Source organism: Xanthobacter sp. 126, from assembly GCF_000526175.1.
Classification (GTDB): domain Bacteria; phylum Pseudomonadota; class Alphaproteobacteria; order Rhizobiales; family Xanthobacteraceae; genus Xanthobacter; species Xanthobacter aminoxidans.
On record NZ_JAFO01000001.1, the window covers coordinates 1,989,330 to 2,011,512 of the forward strand.

At 70.3% G+C, this 22,183-nt stretch carries 22 protein-coding genes; 16 read left to right on the plus strand and 6 right to left on the minus strand.

All coding sequences use genetic code 11. The features are described from left to right. Positions 1-130: 130 nt before the first annotated feature. Genes XAN126_RS27030 through gspD form a run of 4 tightly spaced genes read right to left on the minus strand, consistent with a single transcriptional unit; the run spans position 131 to position 4,045 of the window. Entirely contained in the window at positions 131-559 is a 429-nt protein-coding gene (locus XAN126_RS27030) for a YidB family protein (protein ID WP_024278358.1), read from the minus strand. 49 nt (positions 560-608) lie between these two features. Beyond that, positions 609-1,211, minus strand: a complete 603-nt coding sequence (locus XAN126_RS26170) for a tetratricopeptide repeat protein (protein ID WP_024278359.1) — start codon at positions 1,209-1,211, stop codon at positions 609-611. Between the two features lie 3 nt (positions 1,212-1,214). After that, entirely contained in the window at positions 1,215-1,859 is a 645-nt protein-coding gene (locus XAN126_RS0109520; protein WP_024278360.1) for an A24 family peptidase, read from the minus strand. Between the two features lie 8 nt (positions 1,860-1,867). Then, a complete protein-coding gene (gene gspD / locus XAN126_RS0109525) occupies positions 1,868-4,045 on the minus strand; it encodes a type II secretion system secretin GspD (protein ID WP_081762817.1) in 2,178 nt (725 codons plus the stop codon). A 541-nt stretch (positions 4,046-4,586) separates the two neighbouring features. On the opposite strand from gspD, the gene XAN126_RS0109530 reads away from it, so the two are divergent. The 12 genes from XAN126_RS0109530 to XAN126_RS27690 all read left to right on the plus strand — a co-directional run bounded on the left by XAN126_RS0109530 (position 4,587) and on the right by XAN126_RS27690 (position 14,163). Continuing rightward, positions 4,587-6,260, plus strand: a complete 1,674-nt coding sequence (locus XAN126_RS0109530; RefSeq protein WP_024278362.1) for a GspE/PulE family protein — start codon at positions 4,587-4,589, stop codon at positions 6,258-6,260. Between the two features lie 5 nt (positions 6,261-6,265). After that, positions 6,266-7,474 carry a type II secretion system F family protein gene (locus XAN126_RS0109535; protein ID WP_024278363.1) on the plus strand — a complete coding sequence of 403 codons (1,209 nt, stop codon included), beginning with the start codon at positions 6,266-6,268 and terminating at the stop codon, positions 7,472-7,474. 25 nt (positions 7,475-7,499) lie between these two features. Next, a complete protein-coding gene (gene gspG, locus XAN126_RS0109540) occupies positions 7,500-7,952 on the plus strand; it encodes a type II secretion system major pseudopilin GspG (RefSeq protein WP_024278364.1) in 453 nt (150 codons plus the stop codon). 18 nt (positions 7,953-7,970) lie between these two features. After that, positions 7,971-8,444, plus strand: a complete 474-nt coding sequence (locus XAN126_RS0109545; RefSeq protein ID WP_024278365.1) for a prepilin-type N-terminal cleavage/methylation domain-containing protein — start codon at positions 7,971-7,973, stop codon at positions 8,442-8,444. Further along, positions 8,431-8,832, plus strand: a complete 402-nt coding sequence (locus XAN126_RS0109550) for a prepilin-type N-terminal cleavage/methylation domain-containing protein (protein WP_024278366.1) — start codon at positions 8,431-8,433, stop codon at positions 8,830-8,832. Before XAN126_RS0109545 ends, XAN126_RS0109550 begins: the two co-directional genes overlap by 14 nt. After that, positions 8,829-9,557: a prepilin-type N-terminal cleavage/methylation domain-containing protein gene (locus XAN126_RS0109555; protein WP_024278367.1), complete on the plus strand. Its 729-nt coding sequence runs from the start codon at positions 8,829-8,831 to the stop codon at positions 9,555-9,557. Before XAN126_RS0109550 ends, XAN126_RS0109555 begins: the two co-directional genes overlap by 4 nt. Then, positions 9,554-10,558 (plus strand): type II secretion system protein GspK, encoded by a 1,005-nt coding sequence (locus tag XAN126_RS0109560; RefSeq protein WP_081762591.1) that lies wholly within the window; start codon positions 9,554-9,556, stop codon positions 10,556-10,558. The genes XAN126_RS0109555 and XAN126_RS0109560 overlap by 4 nt, the downstream gene beginning before the upstream one ends. Next, positions 10,555-11,637, plus strand: coding sequence for a PilN domain-containing protein (locus tag XAN126_RS0109565; RefSeq protein WP_024278369.1), 1,083 nt, complete (start codon positions 10,555-10,557; stop codon positions 11,635-11,637). Before XAN126_RS0109560 ends, XAN126_RS0109565 begins: the two co-directional genes overlap by 4 nt. Next, complete coding sequence (gene gspM, locus XAN126_RS0109570; protein WP_024278370.1) at positions 11,634-12,245, plus strand: type II secretion system protein GspM; 612 nt, start codon at positions 11,634-11,636, stop codon at positions 12,243-12,245. The genes XAN126_RS0109565 and gspM overlap by 4 nt, the downstream gene beginning before the upstream one ends. Then, the gene (locus XAN126_RS0109575) at positions 12,242-12,928 is read left to right on the plus strand and encodes a general secretion pathway protein GspN (protein WP_155982272.1); all 687 of its coding nucleotides are present in this window, start codon (positions 12,242-12,244) and stop codon (positions 12,926-12,928) included. Before gspM ends, XAN126_RS0109575 begins: the two co-directional genes overlap by 4 nt. Positions 12,929-13,027: 99 nt before the next feature. After that, the gene (locus XAN126_RS0109580) at positions 13,028-13,648 is read left to right on the plus strand and encodes a putative 2OG-Fe(II) oxygenase (protein WP_024278372.1); all 621 of its coding nucleotides are present in this window, start codon (positions 13,028-13,030) and stop codon (positions 13,646-13,648) included. 32 nt (positions 13,649-13,680) lie between these two features. Continuing rightward, positions 13,681-14,163, plus strand: coding sequence for a copper resistance protein CopC (locus XAN126_RS27690; protein ID WP_024278373.1), 483 nt, complete (start codon positions 13,681-13,683; stop codon positions 14,161-14,163). On the opposite strand, the gene XAN126_RS0109590 is transcribed toward XAN126_RS27690, so the two are convergent. Both XAN126_RS0109590 and XAN126_RS0109595 read right to left on the minus strand, forming a co-directional pair. After that, complete coding sequence (locus XAN126_RS0109590; RefSeq protein WP_024278374.1) at positions 14,060-16,705, minus strand: fused MFS/spermidine synthase; 2,646 nt, start codon at positions 16,703-16,705, stop codon at positions 14,060-14,062. The two genes, XAN126_RS27690 and XAN126_RS0109590, sit on opposite strands and share 104 nt — an antisense overlap. A gap of 108 nt (positions 16,706-16,813) precedes the next feature. Continuing rightward, the gene (locus XAN126_RS0109595; protein WP_024278375.1) at positions 16,814-18,748 is read right to left on the minus strand and encodes a hypothetical protein; all 1,935 of its coding nucleotides are present in this window, start codon (positions 18,746-18,748) and stop codon (positions 16,814-16,816) included. A 262-nt stretch (positions 18,749-19,010) separates the two neighbouring features. Here XAN126_RS0109595 and XAN126_RS0109600 point away from each other — a divergent pair, with 262 nt between their 5' ends. From XAN126_RS0109600 to XAN126_RS0109615, 4 genes are read left to right on the plus strand one after another with little or no spacing between them, the layout of a single operon-like run. Beyond that, positions 19,011-19,874 (plus strand): peptidylprolyl isomerase, encoded by an 864-nt coding sequence (locus XAN126_RS0109600; protein ID WP_155982273.1) that lies wholly within the window; start codon positions 19,011-19,013, stop codon positions 19,872-19,874. After that, the gene (locus XAN126_RS0109605) at positions 19,871-20,860 is read left to right on the plus strand and encodes a HupE/UreJ family protein (protein ID WP_024278377.1); all 990 of its coding nucleotides are present in this window, start codon (positions 19,871-19,873) and stop codon (positions 20,858-20,860) included. The genes XAN126_RS0109600 and XAN126_RS0109605 overlap by 4 nt, the downstream gene beginning before the upstream one ends. A 37-nt stretch (positions 20,861-20,897) precedes the next feature. Then, positions 20,898-21,509, plus strand: a complete 612-nt coding sequence (locus tag XAN126_RS0109610) for a HupE/UreJ family protein (protein WP_024278378.1) — start codon at positions 20,898-20,900, stop codon at positions 21,507-21,509. Beyond that, entirely contained in the window at positions 21,506-22,135 is a 630-nt protein-coding gene (locus XAN126_RS0109615; protein ID WP_024278379.1) for a HupE/UreJ family protein, read from the plus strand. The genes XAN126_RS0109610 and XAN126_RS0109615 overlap by 4 nt, the downstream gene beginning before the upstream one ends. The last annotated feature ends 48 nt before the right edge of the window (positions 22,136-22,183 follow it).

Here is a 22,183-nt window from a genome sequence, read left to right on the forward strand (position 1 = left end):
TGCGGGCTCTGGTCTTTCTCAACGATGGCCCGATGGCGCCCCCGCGCCGCGACCGGACCTCTGCCCTATATAGCGTCCCCCGGCGGCGGGCGCGAGCCTCCCGCCGCACACCCCTCGTGCCTCCTTCCCGTCAGGCGGCGGAGCGCTCCGGCAGCTCGAACGTGCCGTCCGGGCTCAGGCGATCGACGATCATCGGCAGGAAGCGCGCCATCAGGCCCGGCAACGGTCCGGCGGGCAGGCCGAAGGCGGCGGCGAGCTCGGCGATGCGCTCTTCGCCCAGCGCCGCGACAATGGCCTCGGCCTCAACCGGGGTGTTCGGCCCCTCGGCGATCCAGCTGTCCAGCGCATCAGAGAGGCCGCCGGCGCGCAGGGGGTCCGCGAATCCCGCGATGCCGCCGAAGCTGGTGCCGGCCATGGTCTGGTCGATCCAGCCGGGCAAAGCCGCGACCGCCGGGCTGTTCAAGAGGCCGTCGAGCAGCCCGCCCACCGCGCCGGTCTTCCGGATCTGGCTGGTGACACTCGAAACGAGGACACCAATCATCTGGTCGAACAGGGCCATGCCGCCTCCGCAATCTGCGATCACGGCCCGGATTGAACACCCGCTGAGGTTAGAAGGGCGTGAACGAGCGCGGCCGGTTCAGCCACAGGGGCTGGGGCACGTAAGGCGGGGCCGGCATCCACAGGATGGCCTGCTCCTGCGCGGCGGCGATCTGCGCCCGGCTCATCTTGGTGGCGACGGCGTCGCGGATGCGGGTGAAGGTGTCGCGCTCCTGCTTGCCGGCCCGGGCGGCGGCGAGGATCAGCCATTTCTGCGAGAGCACCACGTCGATGGGCACACCGCGCCCCTTGTCGTAGGCGAGGCCGAGGAGGTATTGCGCGGTGGGGTCGCCCTGTTCGGCGGCGCAGCCGTACCACTGGGCGGCGACCACGAAATCCTGCGGCACGCCTTTCCCGTTCTCATAGAGATAGCCGACCATCCCCTGCGCCTTGGCATCCCCCTGCCATGCGAGGGGGATGAGCAGAGCGGCGGCGGTCACGTAGTCGCCCTTGGCATAGGCCGCATAGGCGCGGGACTGGGTGCCGTCCTTGCCGCCCGCGAGGGCCGGCCCGGTGAATGCCAACGCCAGTGCCAGCGTCAGCGCACCTGCGATGCGGCGGAGTGGGGTGGGGCGCGAAGTTTCTTCCGGGCGCAAGGTCTCTTCCGGGCGCATGGGTCAGCTCGCCTTAAGGAGGAGGGCGTCGATCATGAAGGCGATCCACACTGCCGGCGCGAGGAACAGGCCGAACGGCAGGCGCCCGTCGAAGCGCAGCGCCCGTCCCGTGGTGCGGCGGCGCAGGGCATAGGCGAGGAGCGCGGACAGGGCGGCGATCTCGATGGCGATGGGGATGGCCGTCACGTCCAGCCAGACGCCCGCCAGCACCGCGAGCTTCACATCGCCGAGGCCGAGGCCGTCGCGCCCGCGCAGCGCCCGATATCCCGTGCGCAGGCCGAGGAAGAGCAGGCCGAGGAGGAGGCCGCGCACGCCCGCAGCGATCAGCCCCTCCGCCACGTCGTCAGCGGCGAGGGCGACATAGGCGAGGCCGAGGGCGATGCCGGCGGCGTTGAGCGCATCGGGAATGAGGAAGTGCCGCGCATCGATGACGGCGATGGCCGCCAGCACCGGCGCCAGAGCGGCGAGGGGCAGGCCGGTGGGAAGTCCCGCCACCGCGAGGCTCGCGCCCACGGCGGCGAGGCAGAGAGCGGCAAGCGCCGCCGTCTCGGCCCGGCTGCCGGCGCGCGGCTGGGCGCCGAGGCCTCTGGCGACGGGGGCGCGCGGGGCCGGCTCGGCCATCGGTTCGCCCGCTGCGGCGTCGGCCATGGCGGGCCTCACCGGTTGATGAGCGGCTGGGGGCCGCCCGGCAGCACGCCCACCGAGCCCTTGAGCTTGGCGCGCAATTCCTCCGCCACCGTGTGGGCATCCATGTTGTCGCGGATGATCTGGGGGCGGATGAAGATGATCAGCTCGGTGCGCTTCACCGTCGTGTCCTTGTGGGCGAACGCATCACCCACGCCCGGGATCTGGTCCAGCACCGGCACGCCCTGCCGCACGCCCTCGCTGCGCTCGCTGATGAGGCCGGCGAGCAGCACGGTCTGCCCGCTGGTCACCGCGATGGTGCTTTTCACCCGGCGCTGGGAGACGGTGGGGGTCAGGGTGGTGCTGTCGGTGCTGCTGCTGCTCGTTGTCGTCGTCTTGTTGACGTTGCTGATCTCCTGCTCGATATCGAGCCGGACCTGCCCGTTCACGTTCACCCGCGGCGTCACATGCAGGATGATGCCGGTATTCTTGTATTCGATGGTGTTCACCACCGTGTTGGACGAGGTAAGCACGGTGGCGCTGCCGGTGGAGACCGGCACTTCGTCGCCCACCTGAAGGGTCGCCTTCTGGTTGTCCACCACCACCACGGAGGGATTGGACAGCACCTTCACGTCGGTGACGGTGTGCAGGGCGTCGAGGATCATCCGCGGCTGGTTCTCGCGGCCGATCAGAAGGTTGAAGCCGGGCAGCACGCGGCTGATGGCCTGATTGGTGATGTCGCTGGACAGCGTGTTCATCACCGAGCCGTTGTTCTTGCCGAGGCCCAGATTATTGCTGGTGAGATAGAACTGCACGCCATAGGCGAGCTGATCGTTCAGCGTCACCTCGGCCACCGTCGCCTCGATGGCCACCTGCAACTGCGGCTGGTCAAGCTGGAGCAGGGTGCGCTCGATGATCCGGTAGTTCTCCTGGCTCGCATAGATGAGCAGGGAGTTGTTCACCTGATCGGCGGTGATCCGGATGCCGGAAAGGATGGCCCCGCCACCGCCCGAGGGGCCGGAGCCGCCCTGCAGCTCGTTGTCGGTCTCGCCCCGATTGACGGGCTGGGCGTTCTGGCCGCCCTGGCCCTGGTTCTGCGTCGGCGTCTGGCCGAGGCGCTGTTGCACGGACATGGGGCCGTTCGAGCCGCCGCCATTGGATGACGCAGATGAGCCGGAGCCCGGCGCGATCTGGTTGGAGGCCTGGTCCAGCCCCTGCGAGGACGTGCCGTTGAACAGCTCGTTGAGCACCCGCGCCGTCTGCCGGGCTTCGCCGTAGCGCAGGCGATAGACGCGCACGCCCACCGAGCTGTCGGAGCGGTCAAGGCGTTCGATCCAGGTGGCGGCGGTGCGCAGCAGCTCCGGCTTCTTGGCCACCACCATCACCGAATTCATCCGGTTGATGGCCTGGAACTTCACCATCTTGTGGCTCAGGCCGCCCTCGCCGGCATCGAGCAGCGTCTCCAGCTCGGCGATGAGCGGTTCCGGCGCGCTGTTGCGCAGGGGGTAGATGCCCACCGACTGGCCGCGCATCCAGTCGGCATCGAAGGAGAGGGCCGTGTTGATGGCCGCCTGCCGCTCCTGCGCCGTGCCCTGGATGAGCAGGACGTTGCGGCCCGGATCCACCCGCACCATGCCGGCCCGGGTGGCGAAGCTGTCGATGACCGGCATCAGCGTCTCGGCCGAGACATAACGCAGCGGCACCACGGAGACGCCATAGCCGGGCTCCGGCCGGGAGGTGCCCACATCGGTGGCGCCGGAGCCGGCGGCCTCGGTCAGCGGCATCAGCTGATAGCCGGACGCGTCCTTCACGAGGGCGATGCCGTTGGCGCGCAGCGCGCTCTCCAGCACATAAGCGAGATCGGTACGGGCGACGGGGCGCGCCGAGGACAGGCTGATGGTGCCCTGCACCCTCGGATCGATGATGACGTTGGCGCCGAGGATGTCGGTGAGCACCACCTTGGCGACGGTGGTCACCGGCGTATTCTCGAAGTTGAGATCGTATCCGCCGTCAGCTCCGCGTTGCGCGGTGCCCGCCGCGCCGACCGTCGTCGGGTCCGCCACCGGCTGCGCGCCAGGGGTGGCGAAATATTCGATGGGCTGACGATTGTCGGACGGTTGTTGCGGCTGCGCCACAGGTTGCATGGGCTTCGGCGACAGGTCGATGTTGCGGACCTGATCGAATGTGCTCTGGGGCTTGGTGTCATCCATGATGCCCGAGCAGCCGGACAGGATCGCGGCGAAGAGGATCGCGCACGTCAATACGAGAGTGCCCGGTCGTGGGCTCGACCGGCCGCGCCAATCCTCAATCACGCATCACCTGAATACTTCCGAACGCAAGAGCCGCGGAATCCGAGAGCCGCTACAAGGGCCGCCGGTCGCAGGAGATGGCCAGACGACCCTCGGCGCGCCTCTCTTAGCGACAGCATGTGACGGATATATAAGGGTTGACGGGCAGTGCTGCCAAGCTTCAGTTAGCTGGCTATCGCCGGTTCGCAGCCGTGTCCGGATGTCGTGACATTGTCATCACGGTGACGCGCGAGCGTCACGGGAGGCGGGAATACCAAGGCCGGCGGCCGGGTGCTCCGTGTCGGCAGCCTGCTCCGGGCCGACGGCGGACCCGCAAATTGCTTTCCGGGGGCAACCTTCGCCGATGATGCGGCCCATGTTAATAGCAGCCAAGGTCCAGCTGTAGAATAGCGCCGCTGGATTGCACTGCTGGATTTGAATGCTGGCTTTCGGGGGCGCGGGCATGAGCGGGGAGGGGGGCGGCGATTTCCTGAGCTTCCTCGCCGCGAGCGGGCTGGCGCATCCCGCCGGGTCCGGAACGGCCGGTACGCAGGCCCGTCCGCTGCGTCAGGTGTGGGAGGCGAGCGAGCTGACCGCCGGCGATTTCGCCGATGAGGTGGCCCGCTTCTATCGCCTGCCGCGCATCGCCCTGCCGGAGCTGATGGCGGCGCCCTCCCTCGTCTCCCACTTCACCCCGCGCTTCCTGCGCGAGATGACGGTTCTGCCCTTCCGCGCGCCGGACGGTACAGCTTGCCTCGCCGTCGGCGATCCCACCGACGAGACGGTGGTGCGCGCGGCGGAGATCGTACTGGGCGGCAAGGTGACGCTCGTCGTCGCCTCCTTCGAGGACATCGCCACCGCGCTTGCCGAACGGCTCGGCGCGGATGAAGCCGCCGCCCGCGAGGCCGCCGGCCCCGCCACGGCGCGGGCCGAGGACGACATCGACAGCCTGCGCGACCTCGCCTCCGGCGCGCCGGTGGTGCGGGCGGTGAACGACCTGTTCGACAAGGCCATGGAGCTGCGCGCCAGCGACATCCATATCGGCCCGTTCCGCACCGGCCTTGAGGTGCGCCTGCGCATCGACGGCATGCTGCGGCCCATCCATGCGCTGGCCGATGTGCTGCCGCAGGCGGTCATCTCGCGCATCAAGATCCTCGCCGGCCTCGACATCGCCGAGCGCCGCCTGCCGCAGGACGGCGCCGCGCGCCTGAAGCTCGGGCGGGACGAGATCGACGTGCGCGTCGCCATCATGCCCACCCAGCACGGGGAAAGCGCGGTCATCCGCCTTCTGGCGCGCGATCGCGGCGTGCTTACGGTGGATAAACTGGGCCTCGCCCCGCACGACCGCGAGACGCTCATGAAGCTGCTCGCGCTGCCCCACGGCATGGTGGTCGTCACCGGCCCCACCGGCTCGGGCAAGACAACGACGCTCGCCACCATCCTCTCGGTGCTGAACGAGCCCACCCGCAAGATCCTCACCATCGAAGACCCGGTGGAATATGAGATCCGCGGCGTGTTCCAGTCGCAGGTGCGCCCGCAGATCGGCCTCACCTTCGCGGCGGCGCTGCGCTCCTTCCTGCGCCAGGACCCGGACGTCATCATGGTGGGCGAGGTGCGCGATCCGGAGACGGCGCACATCGCCGTCCATGCCGCGCTCACCGGCCATCTGGTGCTCACCACGCTCCACACGGACACGGCCGCCGCCTCGGTGCCGCGCCTGCTGGACCTCGGCGTGGAGGGCTTCCTGCTGAAGTCCACCCTGCGTGCGGTGATTGCCCAGCGCCTCGTCCGCCAGCTTTGTGAACGCTGCAAGCGGCCGCATACGCTGTCCGCCAGCGACGTGCGGGATGATCCCCGCTATGCCGCCCTCGGCCTCAAGGCGGGGGAGACGGTGTACGAGCCGGTCGGCTGCGAACGCTGCGGCGGGGCGGGCTATCGCGGGCGCATCGGCGTGTTCGAGGTACTGACCCTCTCCGACGACATCCGCGAGATGATCGACCGCCATGCCGGCGCCGCCGCCCTCGACCGCGCCGCCATCGCCGGCGGCATGACCACCATGCTGGACGACGGCGTCGCCAAGTGCCGCGCCGGCCTCACCTCGGCCGCCGAGGTGCTGCGCGTGACGACGGTGCGCTGACGCCCATGGCCACCTTCTCCTATCGGGCGCTGACCCAGGCCGGGCAGATGGTGAGCGGCGAGATTGCCGCGCCCACCGAGGCCGAGGTGCGCCGCCGCATCGAATTCCTCGGCCTCGTGCCGGTGGAGACGACGCCGCTCAAGGAGAAGAAGGAGAGCGCCTTCGGCTTCACCTTCGGCGCGCCCAAGGCGGAGGACGTGACGCTCTTCACCCGCGACCTCGCTTTGCTGCTGCGCGCGGGCGCGCGGCTGGACGAGGCGCTGGAGCTGCTCACCGGGGACACCGACCTCGGCCGCATGCGCGCCGTCGCCCGCAAGATCCGGGCGGATGTGCTGGCCGGCGAAAGCCTCGCGGAGGCCCTGGCCTCCCATCCCGCGCTGTTCCCGCCGGTCTATGTGGCGCTGGTGCGGGTGGGCGAGGCCTCCGGCACCGTGGACCGGATGCTGGAACTGGTCGCCGCCGAGCGGCAGCGGGCCGAGGAGCTGCGCCGCAAGGTGGTGTCGGCACTGCAATATCCCGCCTTCGTGCTGGTGGCGGCGGGGGGTGTGCTCGTCTTCTTCCTCATGTTCGTGATGCCGCAATTCTCCTCCGTGCTGCGCGACATGGGGGCGAAGCTGGACCCCATGGTGCAGGTGCTGCTGGACCTGTCGGACGGATTGCAGGCCCATGCCGCCGCGGTGGGTATCGCCGCGGTGGTGCTGCCGGCCCTCGCTTTCCTCGCTTTGCGACGCAAGGAGGTGCGCGGGGCGGTGACGGGCGCGCTCTCCAAGCTGCCGCTGGTGCGCACGGTGCTGCTGTTCCGCCGCTCGGCCGTGTTCTGCCGCAACCTCTCCATCCTGCTCGGCAACGGCGTGACGCTCACCGCCGCGCTGCGCATCATCGTGGACGTGATGGCGGCGGGCGAAGAGGCCTCCGTCTGGGCCAAGGCGGCGGACCGGGTGCGCCATGGCGGGCGGCTGTCGGACGCCTTCGCCGAGGGCGACGTGCTGCCGCCCATGGCCATCCGCATGCTGCGCCTCGGCGAGGAGACCGGCCAGCTGGCCCTGCTCTCCGGCCGCATCGCCGATTTCTACGAGGAAAAGCTCCAGCGTGCCCTCGCCAAAGTGGTCGCGGTCATCGGCCCGGCCGCCATCGTCACAATCTCGGTGGTGGTGGGCGGTCTCATCGTCTCGGTCATGACCGCGTTGCTGTCGGTCAGCCAAAGCATCGGGTGAAGATGTGAATCAAGGTCCAGCCCCCATGATGGCCAACACTGCCCCCTCCCGCTCCCGCCGCCGGAAGAGCGAGGGCGGCTACACGCTGGTGGAACTGCTGGTGGTCATCACCATCATCGGCCTCATCGTCGCCCTCGTGGGGCCGCGCGTGCTCGGCTATCTCGGCGACAGCAAGGTGAAGACGGCGAAGATCCAGATCCAGGGCTTCTCCAGCGCGCTCGATCTCTTCTATCTGGATGCCGGCCGCTATCCCTCCTCGTCGGAGGGGCTGAACGCGCTGGTGCAGCGGCCGGGCAACGTCTCCACCTGGAACGGGCCATATCTGAAGGGCGGCACCGTGCCCGCCGATCCCTGGGGCAAGGCCTACATCTATCGCGCGCCCGGCCAGCACGGGCCGTTCGACATCGTGTCCCTCGGCTCCGACGGGCAGGAGGGCGGCACCGGCAACGCCGCCGACATCACGAGCTGGGCGCGCTGAGGCGGCGGGATCGGGGCGATGGCACAGCGGGCGCGCAGGGATGATCGCGAGGCGGGGTTTACCCTGCTTGAGATCGTCTGCGCCCTCGCCATCGTCGCCGCGCTGGCGACCCTAGCCTTGCCGCGCCTCGCGCCGGGCACCTCGCGGGCGAAGCTCGAATCCCTCGCGGTGGAGGCCGCCGCCCTGCTGAAGGCCGACCGGGCCGCCGCCATCCGCCGGGGCGTGCCGGTGGCGACGGTGGTGGATGCGGCCGGCCGGCGCATCACCTCCGGCTCGGCCGGGCGGGTGGTGCGCGTGCCCGGCGACGTGCAGATGAACGCCGTGCTGCCCGCGACCTGCGACGGCCGTCCGGCGCGCGCCTCGGTGGAGTTCTTCCCCTCTGGCCTCTCCTGCGGCGGGGTGGTGGCCATGCTCAAGGGCGGGGCGGGCTATGAGGTGCGGGTAAACTGGCTCACCGGAGGCGTCGAGATTGTCCCCCGTGGCCGCTCCTGATCCGCGCGGGCGGCGCGGCACCGCCGGCTTTACCCTCATCGAGGTGCTGGTGGCGCTGGCGGTGGTCGCGGCCTCCCTCGGCGCCATCGCCATGGTGGCGGGCAGTAGCATTCGCGGCACCCGGGCGCTGGAGCGGCGGGTGGCGCTGCTGCAGACCGCCCGTGCGGTGGAGACGGGCATTCCCGGCCGCGATCTCCTCCAGCCCGGCCGCACCGAAGGCGAGATCGCCGGCTATCGCTGGCAGATGGACGTGCAGCCGCTCAAGATCGCCGGCCTGCCGGAAACCGGCCCCTGGACGCCGCTCGACGTGCGCATCCGCGTGCGCGGTCCCGGCGGCGAGATGGTGGCGCTGGAGACCGTGCGCATCGTGCGGAGCCAGCCGCAATGAGCGCGCTCGCATCGTCGCGCCGCCGCAGCGCCGGCTTCAGCCTCATCGAGATCCTGGTGGCGATGACGCTCACCGGCCTCGTGCTCGCCGCCATCGCCATGGTGACGGCGAAATGGCTGCCGGCCTGGCAGCGCGGGCTCGGGCGGGTGCAGCAGAGCGAGCTCGTCGCCCTCGCCCTCGACCGCATGGCGGCGGACCTTTCCGCCGCCGCCGTCCTCCCTGTCGTTCGTGGCGGCGCCAAGCCGCTGTTCGACGGATCGGCGGAGCGCGTCGTGTTCGTGCGCGAGGTGCTTGCTCCCGGCGCGGCGCGCGGGCTGGAGATCGTCGAACTGGCCCCGGTGCCGGACGGGCGCGGCTCCGCCATGGTCCGGCGCACCGCGCCTTATGCGCCGCAGGCCGAGGCCGGGAGCCTGCCGCCCTTCGGCGCCCCGGTGCGGCTGCTGCGCCCGCCGACCCGCGTCACCTTCTCCTATGCCGGCCGCGACGGGGTGTGGCACGAGGCGTGGCGCGGCGAGGAGGAGCTGCCGCGTGCCGTGCGCATGGTGGTGCGCGAGGGCGGGCGGGTAACCGCCGCCTCCACCGCCGTTTCCATCCGCTCGGATGTGCCGGCCTTCTGCGCCGCCGATGTCACCAAGCCGGTGTGCGGATCATCCGTCGGCTTCAGTGGATCGCGCGCGCAAGCCGTCTCGGGCGCAGGGTCAAATAACGGGGGGGCCGCGCAATGACGGGCGCCTCTCTCATGCGTGCCCCGCGCGGGCCGGAGCGCGGCTTCATTCTGGTTACGGTGCTGTGGATTCTCGCAGCGCTCGCCGCCTTCACCGCGGTCTATGCGGTCTATGTGTCCGACACGGCATCCGCCTCCGCGGTGCGGACGGAAACGTTGCGGGCGGACGGGCTGGTGGTCGCGGCGGTGGAGCTGGCGGCGCTGCGCCTGCTCTCCGTGCCGGCGCAGGACCGGCCCATCAGTGGCGAGGTGCGGTTCCGCATGGGCGACGCCAACGTCTCCGCCCGCTTCGCCGACGAGGCCGCCCGTATCGATCTCAATTCGGCCGCGCCCCCCGTGTTGGCCGGCCTGTTCCAGGTGCTCGGCGTGCCCGAGCAGGCGGCGAAAACTTACGCCGCGAGCATCGCCGCATGGCGGTCTCCGCCCCGGGGCAGCAGCGCCGGCGCGGGCGGCGCGGCGTCAGGCACCAAGACGTCCGCTCTGGGCGACGATGAGGCCGCGAAAGGGCAGGGCGCCTTCGCTCATGCGGCGGAGCTGGCCCGCGTGCCCGGCCTGCCAGCCGATGTGGTCGCCGCGGCGCTGCCCTATCTCACGGTCTATGCCGGGCGGCGGGAGGTCAATCCCGAACTGGCGGGGCCGGTGGTGCGGGCGGCGCTGGCGAAGGCGGGGCAGGGGATGAACGATATCGACAACGCCACGTTCGCGAATACTGGCGAGTCCTCCGGCGACGCCAAGGCAGGCAACGACAAGACAGGCGGCGACGGAACCGCCATCGCCGGCGCCTCCGGCCTCACCACGGTGGCCGGCGACACGGCGCGCGTGACGGTACGCGTCGCCTTCGACAATGGCCGCAAGCAGGGCGCCGAAGCGGTGATCCTGCTGCGGGATTTCGGGATCGATCCCTACCGCGTGCTCCTCTGGCGCGACCTGTCCTGGCGCGAGTTGGCCGACCTCGATGCGGCGCCCGCCGCGCGGCGCAAGACGACGGGAGGACGGCCATGAGCATGGTGCCCGGCGCGCCCAATGCATCGCTGCTGACGCGCTTCATCGACGCCTTCTCGGCCTTCATCGACCTAACGGCGACGGCCGTGGACACCGCCATCGCCAGCGGCCGGGCGCGCCTTGGCCGGCTGCGCGCGGTGCGCATCGAGGAGGGGGAGGACGGCGCCTTCCACCTGCCCGGCGCCGCCCCGTTCCATCCCGATCCCGGCGACGTGGCGCGCGCCGTGCCGCCGGAAGTGACGGCCGCGTTGAAGGGCCGGGAGGTGGAGCTTGCGCTCGATCCCGCCCGCTTCCTGTTCCGTCCGCTCGATCTGCCCGAGGGGGCGAGGCCCTATCTCGACGGCATCGTGCGGGCGCAGATCGACCGGCTCACGCCGTGGAGCGCCGCCGAGGCCGCCTTCGGCTGGACCGCACCCGAGCCCCTTGGCGACGGGCGCATCCGCGTGATGGTGGCCGCCACCCCGCGCGCCCGTCTCGCCCCCGCCCTTGATGCGCTCAAGCCGCTCGGCGTGGGCCATCTGCTGCTCACCACGCGCCAGGGCGCGGAAGAGCCGATCACCGTCCATGCCGGCGCCTCCGGCGAAGGCGCGGGCACGGTGCGTCTCAGGCAGGTGCTGCTCGGCGTGCTTGCGGCTGCGGCCCTTGCCGGGACACTGGCCTCCGGTGTGTCCGGCTTCCTCAGCGGCAGCCTCGACGAGGAGCAGCAGACGCTGGATCAGTCCATTGCCGCCCGTCGCCGTGCCATCGCCGCCGCCCGCGACGGGCAGGGGGCGGAGGGCGCGGCCTTGCGCGGTCTGGAGAGGGCGAAGCGGGAGCATGCGCCCACCGTCCTCGTGCTGGAGGCTCTGTCGCAGGTGCTGCCGGACCATACCTATCTGACGGCGCTGACCATCCAGAACGGCAAGGTGGAGCTGACCGGCGTCTCGCGGGAGGCGCCCTCCCTTGTGCGGCTGCTGGAGGAGTCGAAGCACTTCTCCGCCGCCACCTTCGTCGCCCCCACCACCCGCCAGCCGGGCGATGCGGGCGAGCGCTTCCAGATCCAGGCCGATATCACTTTGCCGTTCGAGGTGAGCCAGTGACCCCCGCCGCGCCCGCCCGTTCCCGCCGCACGCTGGCGCTGGCCGCGCTCGGCTATGGTGCGCTGGTCGCGGTCCTATTGGCCGTCGCGTTCGGGGAGGTGGCCGACATGCTCGCCAAGCGCGCGGCGGTGGCGGAGGCGCAGGACCTGCTCGACCGGCTGGAGGGGCGCAGGCCCCCGAGGCCCGGCGCCGCCGGTGCCGAGGAGCGCGGCTCGCCCTTCCTCGAAGGCGCGAGTGTGACGGTGGCCGGCGCCGCGCTGGCCGAGCGCGTCGCCGCCGCGGCCGATGCGGCTGGCGGGCATCTCGTCTCCTCCAGCGTGGAGCTGGGCGCCTCGCCGCTCGGGCCGGGCTTCGTGGCGGTGGCCGCGACCGTCGATATCGGGCAGGAGGATTTGCAGAACCTGCTATATGATATCGAAAGCGGCCAGCCCTTCCTGTTCATCGACCCGCTCGTGGTCCAGGCGCAGGGGCAGGGTGCCGCATTGGGGCAGCTGGACACCGAAGGGACCGAGGGACGGATGCAGGGGGATGGCGCGGAAGCACGGGGGCAGGAGGGCCGCATCCAGGTGATGCTGACCGTCCATGGCCGCTGGCGGGGGGCGCGATGATCGCGACAGCTCAGACTCCCGCGCGCCCTTTGCCCGCGCGCCGCTTCCGCCGGCTCCCTCTCGTCGTGGCGGGCCTGATCGCCGGCATCGCGGCGGCCTCGGCCGAGGTGGAGGCCCCGGCGCCGCAGGTGGACTTCCTCGTCCCCGGCCAGCCCTCCGCCCGCGCGGCGACGGCTCCGGCCGATCGCGAGCGGGGAAATCCCCTGTGGGCCGTTCCCATCGAAAGCCTTTCGGCGACGCGGGATCGCCCGCTGTTCACGCCATCGCGCCGTCCGCCCGAGCAGCCGGTCGCCCTCGCACCGCCGCCGCTGCCTTCCGCTCCCCCGGCCGCCGTCTCGCCGCGGCCGCAACTGGCGCTGACGGGCACGGTGGTCAGCACGGCGGGCAGCATCGGCATTTTCACGGATCAGGCGAGCGGGCAGATCGTGCGCCTGAAGGTGGGCGACGCCCATGGCGGCTGGACCCTGCGCAGCGTCGGCCCGCGCGACGCGGTGCTGCACACGGGCGCCGACGCTGTGACGCTCGCCCTTCCGGCGCCGGGCAAGGGCGGTCCTCAGCCGCCACGCGGCACCGAAGGCCCGTTCGCCGCCGCGCAGGTCGGCAATGCAAAGCCGGTGGCCGGGCAGGTGGTGGTGCCGCGCCGCACGAAGCCCTCGCCAGCGGATCTCGATTCCAGCCACTGAGGTTGACGCCGACGTTCATCGTCAGGGCGTCATCGTCGGGTCATGGCCCATGGGGAAAGTGCGCCGTCTCCCCGTCTCGCGCACATCGGCCGGCCTGTCGTGACCCAGCTCATCGGACTTTTCCCCACCCCCGTGATGCGCGTCGAGGGCCTCATCGGCCCCGCCGATGTGGAGGCGCTCGCGGCCGAGGTGGCGGACCGCACCTCCCTCACCAACGCCTATTCGGACCTCCTCTCCCACACCCCGGTGGCGGGCGACCAGTCCGATACGCTGCTGTCGCGGCTCGGCGCTTTGGTGCTGCCCAAGGTGGCGGAATTCGGCGAGGTGCTGTTCGGTGAGGTGCTGAGCTGGCAGATCAAGGAAATCTGGGTGAACGTGCTGGAGCCGGGTGGCCATCAGGCCATCCACACCCACGCCAACAGCTTCATCTCGGGCGTCGTCTACCTGACGGATGCGCATCCCTCCGCCAACATCGTCTTCCACAAGGCGATCGGCGGCAGCGGCTTCATCTTCGGCAACACCAATCCGGGCGCGCGTATCAACGCCTTCAACGGCGGCAAGTTCGCCATGCCGCAGACCGGGGCGGGCGACCTCGTGATGTTCCCGAGCTATCTGCTGCACGAGGTGCCGGTGAACAAGGGCGGGCGGCGCATCTCGGTGGCCTTCAACGCCATCCCCGACCGGCTCGATAATTTCGGCTACGCCATCCACTTCTCGTGAACGCAAGAGCACGCCTTTTCAGGGAGAGGCCCATGCGCCTTCATGCAGCAATCGCGGTGCTTTTCCTCGCAAGCCTCGCGGCGACGGGGGCGCAGGCCCAGTGCGCGTTCGACCAGTCGGTTCCCAACGCCAACGACGTACTGACGGAGACGGAGCCGGAAGTGAAGATCGACTTCACCGACGAGTTCCGCCTCGACGACGTGCGCGTGGTGAGCCTCGACGACAAGGCCGAGTGGCCGACCGACTGGGCGCGCCCGTCGGAGGAGGTGCGCCAGACCGCGTTCCGCATGACCAAGCCTCTGCCGCCGGGCAAGTATCTGGTGGAATGGAACGGCTATCTGCGCCGCCACCACCATGCGGATGGCGGCTCCATCGCCTTTACCGTGGCGAAGCCCGGGGAGATCCCTCCCGCTACGCCGGCGGCAGTTGAGCCAAGAGCCGCCGGGCGTCGGGGCGGCTCGGGTTCGCCCTATCCAATGCTTCTAGGAGCCGCCGGGCGCCCGAAGGATCAGTGACGGCGAGTTGGCGCGCCATGGCCAGCGCGGGGGCGTAGGCGGCTTCGAAATCCGGGCTGATGCGCACCAGCTCGATGAGTTGCGGCGCCAGCGTGCCGATGACGTCCCGCGGGCCCTTCGCCGCCAGCGCCCGGGCGCCCATGCCGATATAGCCGTCGCGCGCCTTCCAGTAGGCCGCGAGGCGCGCCTGCGTGGCGGGATCGGCGCCCGCCAGCAGGATCTCCGGCGCCGGGTGAAGCGCCGCGAGGAGCGCCACCAGACGGTCGGCGGGCCGCTCGCTTGCGGCATAGGCGGTGCGCGGCGCGGACGCCGTCACCACCGGCCGGTCATCGGTGTTCAGGGGGGCATTGCCGGCGAAGCGGGCGAGGTCCGCCGGGCCGGCGAGGTGGAGGCCGAACAGGGCGAAGTTGCCGTCCAAGTCGACCGCCTTCAGCCCCGTCGCGAGCGCGCGGTCGCGCACCCGGCGCTCCACCCAGTCGGACGGATAGGTCGCGGGCGTGCGGCGGCCGATCAGGGCGACGAGGGGCGTCTCCACGCTGAACTGGGCGAGCCACGCCGTCGTGTCCGGGAACACGTCGAGGAAGGTGCGAACGATCACCTTCAGCGTCTCCATGTCGAGCTGGTGCAGCGGCAGCCACTGGCAGAACAGGCCGTCCGGCGCGAGGCGGTCGCGGATGGCGGCGAAATGCTCGCGGGCATAGAGGGCGCCGGAGCCGTCCACGGAGGGGTGGTAGAGGTCGGCGACGATCACGTCATAGGGCGCGGTGCCCGCGCGCACGAAACGGCGGGCGTCGGCCACATGGATGCGGATGTCCGGGTTGCCGGCGAGGCGCGGCGGCCTGCGCTCGAAATAGGGGAAGCTCTCCACCACCTCGGGCACAAGCTCCACGCCCTCTATCCTGAGGCCGGGATGGTCTCCGGCAGCGGAGAGGGTGGCGCCGGTGCCGAGGCCGAGGAACAGCGCGCTGCGCGGGTTGGGATGCAGCAGCAGGGGGATGTGTGCCTGCCGGTGGTCCGAGCGCATGGAGGCGCTGCCGCCCATGCGGAAATGGTTGTTCACCTGAAGATGGCGGTCTCCGGCGGCATTGCGCACCACGCTGACCGCCGCCATCACGCCGTCGCGGTGCCACTCCAGCGCGCCGCCTTCCGGCACCTGCACGAATCGCAGGGAGACGGGTGCGAGCATCAGCGCCAGCGTCGCCGCCAGCGTCAGCCCGCCACCGGCCAGCGCGGCGCGGCCCCGGAGCGGCAGCGCCAGCACATAGGCGGCGGCGAGGAGCGCGAAGGCGTATTTCGCGCCCATCAGAGGCAGCAACACCGGGCCGAACAGCATGGGCGCGAGCGCCGCCCCAAGCGTATTGGCCGCAAGCCCCGGCCCGACGCCGCCGAGGCGGTCGGATGCGCGCTGGGCAAGCGCCGTGAACAGGGCGCCCATGGCGATCGTCGGCGGCAGGAAGGCCACGGCGGCCATGGCGAGTTCGGCGGAGAGACGTCCGGCCACCGTCACCGGCAACGCGGCCTTGAGGGTGGAGAGAATCTGCCCCGACGCCCCGAGCAGCGCCGCGCCGGCGAGGCAGGCGAGGGCGGTGAGGGTGACGAGGAGGACCACTGAGCCGTCCGCGCCCGGCCCGCGAATCGACCGCCACCGGGCATAGAGGGCGGCGCCCAGCGCGGTGCCCGCGAGGTAGCAGGCGAGGAGCACGGCGAAGGTGTAGATGGTGTTTTCCAGAATCTGGCTCAGCACCCGCACCGTCAGCACCTCGTAGCCGATGCCGAGGAGGCCGGTGAGGAACAGGGGCGCCAGCACCGGGAGCGAGGCCGAGTCGGTCTCGGGCGCGCGAATCGGGCGTGCCGCCGGCGCCGGGGCCGACTCGCGCGCCACGGCCAGCATGGCCGCGGCGCAGACCGCATTCAGCACGGCGGACAGCACCAGTGTGGCGGAGAGGCCGAGCGCGGGGATGATGAGAAAGGCGGTGGCCACTGTCCCCGCCACCGCGCCGAACGTGTTGGCCGCATAGACATGCCCCACCGCCGCGCCTGAGGCGAGACGCGGCGCCAGCACGGCCTCCAGCGCCGGCAGGGTGGCGCCCATGGCGAGGGTCGCCGGCAGCAGCAGCACGAATGGCAACGCGAAGGCGACGGACCATTGCCGGAGCGCCGAGGCATCCACCGGTACCAGCGCGGGCACGAGGTCGCCGAAGAGCGGGGTCGCGCCGATGAGAACCAGCGCCCACGCGCCGATCACCAGCTCCAGCCCCGCATACCAGACCGCAGGCCGGCCGCTCCCGGCGATGGCGCGGCCGAGCAGGAGGCTGCCCAGCGCGAGGCCGCCGAACAATGCGGAGATGACCCCCAGCACCGCCACCAGCTCATGGCCGAGGCTGACCGCGAGCATCCGGGTCCACACGATCTCGTAGCCGAGGCCGGCAAAGCCCGAGAGGGTCGCGACCAGCGCGATGGCGATGCCCGTGCGGGCATTTCGGCCGAGCGTCAGGCGTTGCGGCGCGGCGGATTCGGGTTCCGAAGCCTGAACCTGGGACATGACAGAAACCGTTCCCTGAAAGCGAAAGAAGCCGGAGGCCCGAAGGCCCCCGGCATCCGAAGGTCTCGCGCCGGCCCTGGCCGGCGCTTGTCTTCTGTCAGTTCACCATCACTTGGCGAGGGAGACCGCGAGCTTCTCGTTGGTCTCGACGAGGAGTTCCGGCTGGTCGGAGACGCGGATGAAGATGGGGTTCGCGTAGAACCACAGGTCCGACCAAGCGGCCACGTCGTAGCTGGAGATCTTCTGGCCGTCGCGCACCACCAGATGCGAGGGACAGGCGGCGTCGTTGCAGGGCACGAACGGGCCCTGGGCGGCGTTCTCCGGATCCCAGTCGTTGAGCGGGCTGCCCTGGGCGTCCGTCTCGGCCGGCACGGAGGCCGGCAGGTTGGAGCCACGCACGCGGACGTACATGTTGTTCTGCACGTTCGGGATGGTGACGGTCATGGTGCGCTTGGTGCCGCGCGCCTTCCATGTGGTCGGGCCGAAGGTGGCGATGATCGCCGCCGAAGCATTGGTGCCGGCGGTGTAGTTGGCGCTGCCGGGCGCCACGACGCCGGTCACGTCACCCTTGATGAACTGCACCTGGCGGAGCGTGGGCTTGTTGAGCGGCTCCTGGATGCCGATCTGCGCCAGCGACGGGTTGTTGAAGGAGTAGGGCGAGTAATTGGTGCCGGTGGGCACGTTGACCTCGAGGGTCAGCGTCACCGACTTGCCGCGCTTCACCACAAGCGTGTCGCCCATGCCCGCCTTGGCGCCGAGGCCGGCCTTGGCGTTGTAGGTGAACTCACCCGTGATGAGGTCGCCCTGCACGGAGTAGGAGTTGCCGGATCGCACGCCGTCGACAATCACCTGGGGACGGAGCGTGACGGACTTCTTCGGGCGCAGAATGTAGAGTTTCTGGAACTCGCCCGGATAGAAGTCGTTGGTGGTGCCCTTCTCGTAGATGGAGAAGGCGCCGCGATTGTGCCAGTCGGAGCTGGCGAAGAAGAACCAGTTGCGGCCTTCACCCAGCATGGCGTCCCACACGCCGCCGACCTTGGCGGCATAGATGCCCGTGCCGCCGAACGTGGTCACGCCGACCGAGTCGCAACCCGTGCCGCAGAAGCCGGCGCGGTATTCGCCGCGGTTGTTGGAGGCCTGGTGGCCCGGCTGGCTCTCGAAGCCCACCGCGACGGTCGGGCCGGCATTGTTGAAGTCGCGCAGGTGCTCGATATTGAAGCCGTTGTTGCCGTTCGGATTGAACACGCCGGCCCGCTCGAGATGCGCGGGGACGTAGTAGCTGTCGAGCGGATAATACTTCTGCAGCCACTGGACGGAGGGAACCGCCTTGTTCTGGTGGTTTGCCGTGCCCGAGCCGGAGCCGGAGGCATTGGCCACCTTGCCGGTCCAGTTATGGGTGGGCGCACCGAGGCTGAAATCAGTGTCCGAGCGGTCGAAGCGGTATTCGAACTCGGCCACGGCGCTCGCGTTGCCGGTGTCCTTGTCCTTGTTCTTGTTGCCGAACAGGCCCTTCTTCTCGATGGCGTTCTGCGGCTTCTGATTGCCGATCACCGCCATGGAGGTGTGCTCGTGGCCGGGCACGTTGGTCTCGATGCCCGCGTAGAGCATCGGTACGCCGGTTTCCTTCGCGAGGCGGACCAACTCGGGGAAGATGATCTCTTCCGCGCTCTGCCAGCGCCACATGGAGCGGTGGCCCTGCGAGGTGGCGGTGTCGCCCTTGATGACGAGGCCGCTGACCTGATCGAAGAAACGGCCCTTGCCGGTGGTGGAGCCGTCACCTTCCGGGTCGTCCACGCGGCAGTCGCGCGGGCTGGAGCCGCCGTGATCGGCCGCGCCGAGCCATTCCAGGCCGTAACTCTGGACCGCCTTCTTCACCAGTGTTTCGACCGACGAGCGTCCGTCCGAGCACGGCGTGTGATTGTGGAAGTCGCCGGCCATGTAGCTGTCGGCGAACGCCTGCGTCGGCGCAAAAGCCGCTCCGCCGGCAACAACGAGGACCGACGCCCCCGCGATGAGCTGCTGTGTCAGCACCCCGCCCTTCATGCTCCAACCCCTAATTTCCCACGGACGCCAGTCCGCCCGTAGGGGCCTCCTAGCCGCGTTCTGTGACCGCGTGCTGAAGGTTCTGTGACGCCGGGGAAGGTGAGCCGGGAAACCTTGCGAGACCTTTCGGACCCTGCGTCCGCCGCAACGCTGTCATCAAGCCGACACCGGTCCGCCGCTAGGGGATGCGCCGTCAGCAGGCGTGGAAGCACGACGTGGCGGGGATGCGCTTTTTCGTGTCCCTGTGGGCGGGGGACGAGTCTTGACGTCATCGGGTTTGAATACGGGCGCGGATGCCCCGGCCGGCACCAGGAACAAGAGCCTCATCCGGCGGCTGATCGGCGAGCCGCTGCTTCAGTTCATGGTGCTCGGCGCCATGATCTTCGCGGCCCATGCGGCGGTGACGCCGGCGATCCCGAAGGAAAAGCTCATTGAGGTCACCCCCGAGGTGCGCCAGAGCATCGTCGATGCCTTCAAGTCCACCCACGAGGGCCGCGAGCCGGGGGCGGACGAGTACCGCAAGCTGGTCGACGTGTGGATCCTGAACGAGATCACCTTCCGCGAGGCGCTGGCGCAGGGCCTCGACAAGGGCGACGAGATGATCCGCGACCGCATCGTCCACAAGATGCGCCTGCTCATCTTCAACGGCGTCGAGGTCAAGGAGCCGACCCACGCCGAGCTCGAAGCCTGGTACGAGAAGCGCCGGGCGCAGTATGACGTGCCTGAGACCATCAGCTTCATCTCCGTGCCCTTCACCGGCCCGAACGCCGAGGCGGACGCCCGCGCGACGCTGGAGCAGATCGTCGCCGGCGAGGAATCCGAAGAGACCCAGAACCGCGCCCTCATCTTCGGCGAGCGGCCGCGCAAGTCGCTGGAGCCGTCGTTCGGCACGCCGTTCGTGGAGACGCTGGTGGCGCTGCCGCAGGGCGAGTGGCGGGTGGTCCCGTCGAAGGACGGCTGGAACGTGGTGCGGCTCGATGCCTATGCGCCCGGCCATCCGACCGACCTCGACGAGGTGTCCGCCCAGGTCGCGCTTGCGTGGAAAGACGAGCGCCGCCGCATCCTCGGCATCGCCGCGACCAAGGACCTGGGCAACGCCTACGTCATCCGGCGTGGCGAGCCATGATCGCCCGAGCCATAACGGCGCGAGCACCCCGCGCCTTCCGGTCCGGCCTGCTCGCGGTCCTGGCGCTGTTCTGCGCGCTCCTCCTGCCGTCGCTGGCCGCGCGGGCGCATGAGGCGACCATGGCGGTCATCACCCTGCGCGAGATCGCGCCCGGCCGCTTCATCGGCCAGTGGACCATGCCGCCGGTGGATGTGACCCTGCAGCCCATCTTTCCCGCCCACTGCCAATGGAACCCGCCCGAACTGGTCTGCGGCGACCGCGGGCTCACCGGCCGCCTCAGCTTCATGGGCCTCGGCAGCAAGCAGTCGGTGGCCACCATCCGGGTGGTCCCGCGCGAGGGGGCGACCGTCGCCTACACGGTGAGCGCCGCCAAGCCCACCATGATGGTGGCGAGCGAGCCCGGCACCAATCTCGCGGTGTGGGCCGATCTCGCGGACACTTACGTCAATCTGGGCATCGACCACATCCTGCGCGGCATCGACCACCTGCTGTTCGTGCTGGGCCTGATCTGGATCGTGAAGGGGGGCTGGCGGCTGGTGAAGACCATCACCGCCTTCACCGTGGGCCATTCCATCTCGCTCGCCGCCGCCACCTTCGGCTGGGTCGGCGTGCCCGAGCGGCCGCTCAATGCCGCCATCGCCTTGTCCATCGTCTTCGTCGGCGTGGAGATCGTGAAGCTGCAACGGGGCGAGCCGGGGCTGACCGCGCGCTATCCCTGGATCGTCGCCTTCGCCTTCGGCCTCCTGCACGGCCTCGGCTTCGCCAGCGCGCTGACGGCGCTGGGCATCCCGCAGACGACGCTGCCCATCGCCCTTCTGTTCTTCAACGTGGGCGTGGAGATCGGCCAGTTGATGTTCGTGATGGTGGTGCTCGCTCTCATGTGGGCGCACCGGCAGGCACAGGCGCTGCTGCCCCGCTGGGGCGCGGCCATCCCGGCCTATGTCATCGGCTCCGTCGCCTCGTTCTGGTTCCTCATCCGCATCTGACCCTGCCTGGGGCGCACACCTTGGAAGGACATTCGTCATGAAGTCCCACAGCCCGAACCCGGCGCTCGTCCTCGCCGGCCTTCTCGCCATGATCCCGCTGTCTCCGGCCCTCGCCCATACGGGCACGGGCACGCAGATCGGCCTTGAGAGCGGCTTTCTCCATCCGCTCTCCGGGGCGGACCACATCATCGCCATGGTGGCGGTGGGCCTGTGGGGCGCGCAGCTCGGCAACCCGGCCATCTGGGTGCTGCCCATCACCTTCCCGCTGGTGATGGCGGTCGGCGGCCTGCTCGGCGTCATGGGCATCGACCTGCCCTTCGTCGAGCTTATGATCGCGCTGTCCGGCATCGCGCTCGGCGCCATGGTGGCCCTGAACATCCGCCCGCCGCTGTGGGTGGCGGCGACCATCGTCGGCGTGTTCGCCATCTTCCACGGCTATGCCCACGGCAAGGAGCTGCCGGATGCGGCCGATGCGGTGGCGTTCGCGGTGGGCTTCGTGGTGGCCACCGGCATGCTCCACCTGCTCGGCATCCTCATCGGCGTGGCGGTGCGCTGGGAGGCGGGGGCCAAGGCGGTGCGCGCCTGTGGCGCCGCCATCGGCTGTCTCGGCGTTTACTTCCTGCTCGGTGCCATCGGGATCATCGAATGACACGCCTTGTCCAGCGCGCCGGGTTGGCCGGCGCGCTTGCTCTCGTCTTCGCGCTCACCCCCGGCCTCGCCCATGCCCATCTCGTGGACACGCGGCTCGGCGATTTCTATTCCGGCGCGCTGCATCCGCTGACGGACTTCGAGCAGGTGCTGCCCTGGCTCGCTCTGGCGGTGCTCGCCGCCTTCCAGGGGCCGCGCACGGCCCGCTGGGTGGTTCTGGTCTTCCCGCTGGCACTGGCCGCCGGTGGCGCGCTGTCGCTGGTGCTGCCGCCGCCGCCGTTCGCGCCGGTGGCGGGCGTGACGCTGGTGGCGCTCACCGGCCTTGCCGTCGCCGCGCAGCTGAGGCTGCCGCTGGCCGCCCTGCTGGTGCTGGCGGTGGGGCTCGGCCTGCTGGACGGCTACCAGAATGGCGCCGCCATGGTGGCCACCACGGACCGGTTCCTGTTCCTGTCCGGCGTGACGGTGATCGGCTACGCCTTCGTCACCCTCGTGCTCGGCTGCGCCATCGCCTTCCTCGCCGGGGTCGGCGGCTGGCGGCCCATCGCGCTCCGGGCGGCGGGAAGCTGGGTGGCGGCGGTGGGCATAATGGTGCTGGGCCTGCATCTGATGTCGCGCGGGGTCGGCTGATCCCGCGCCGGAGCGCGGCTCACGGCATCGCGAGCGACATTACGGAAG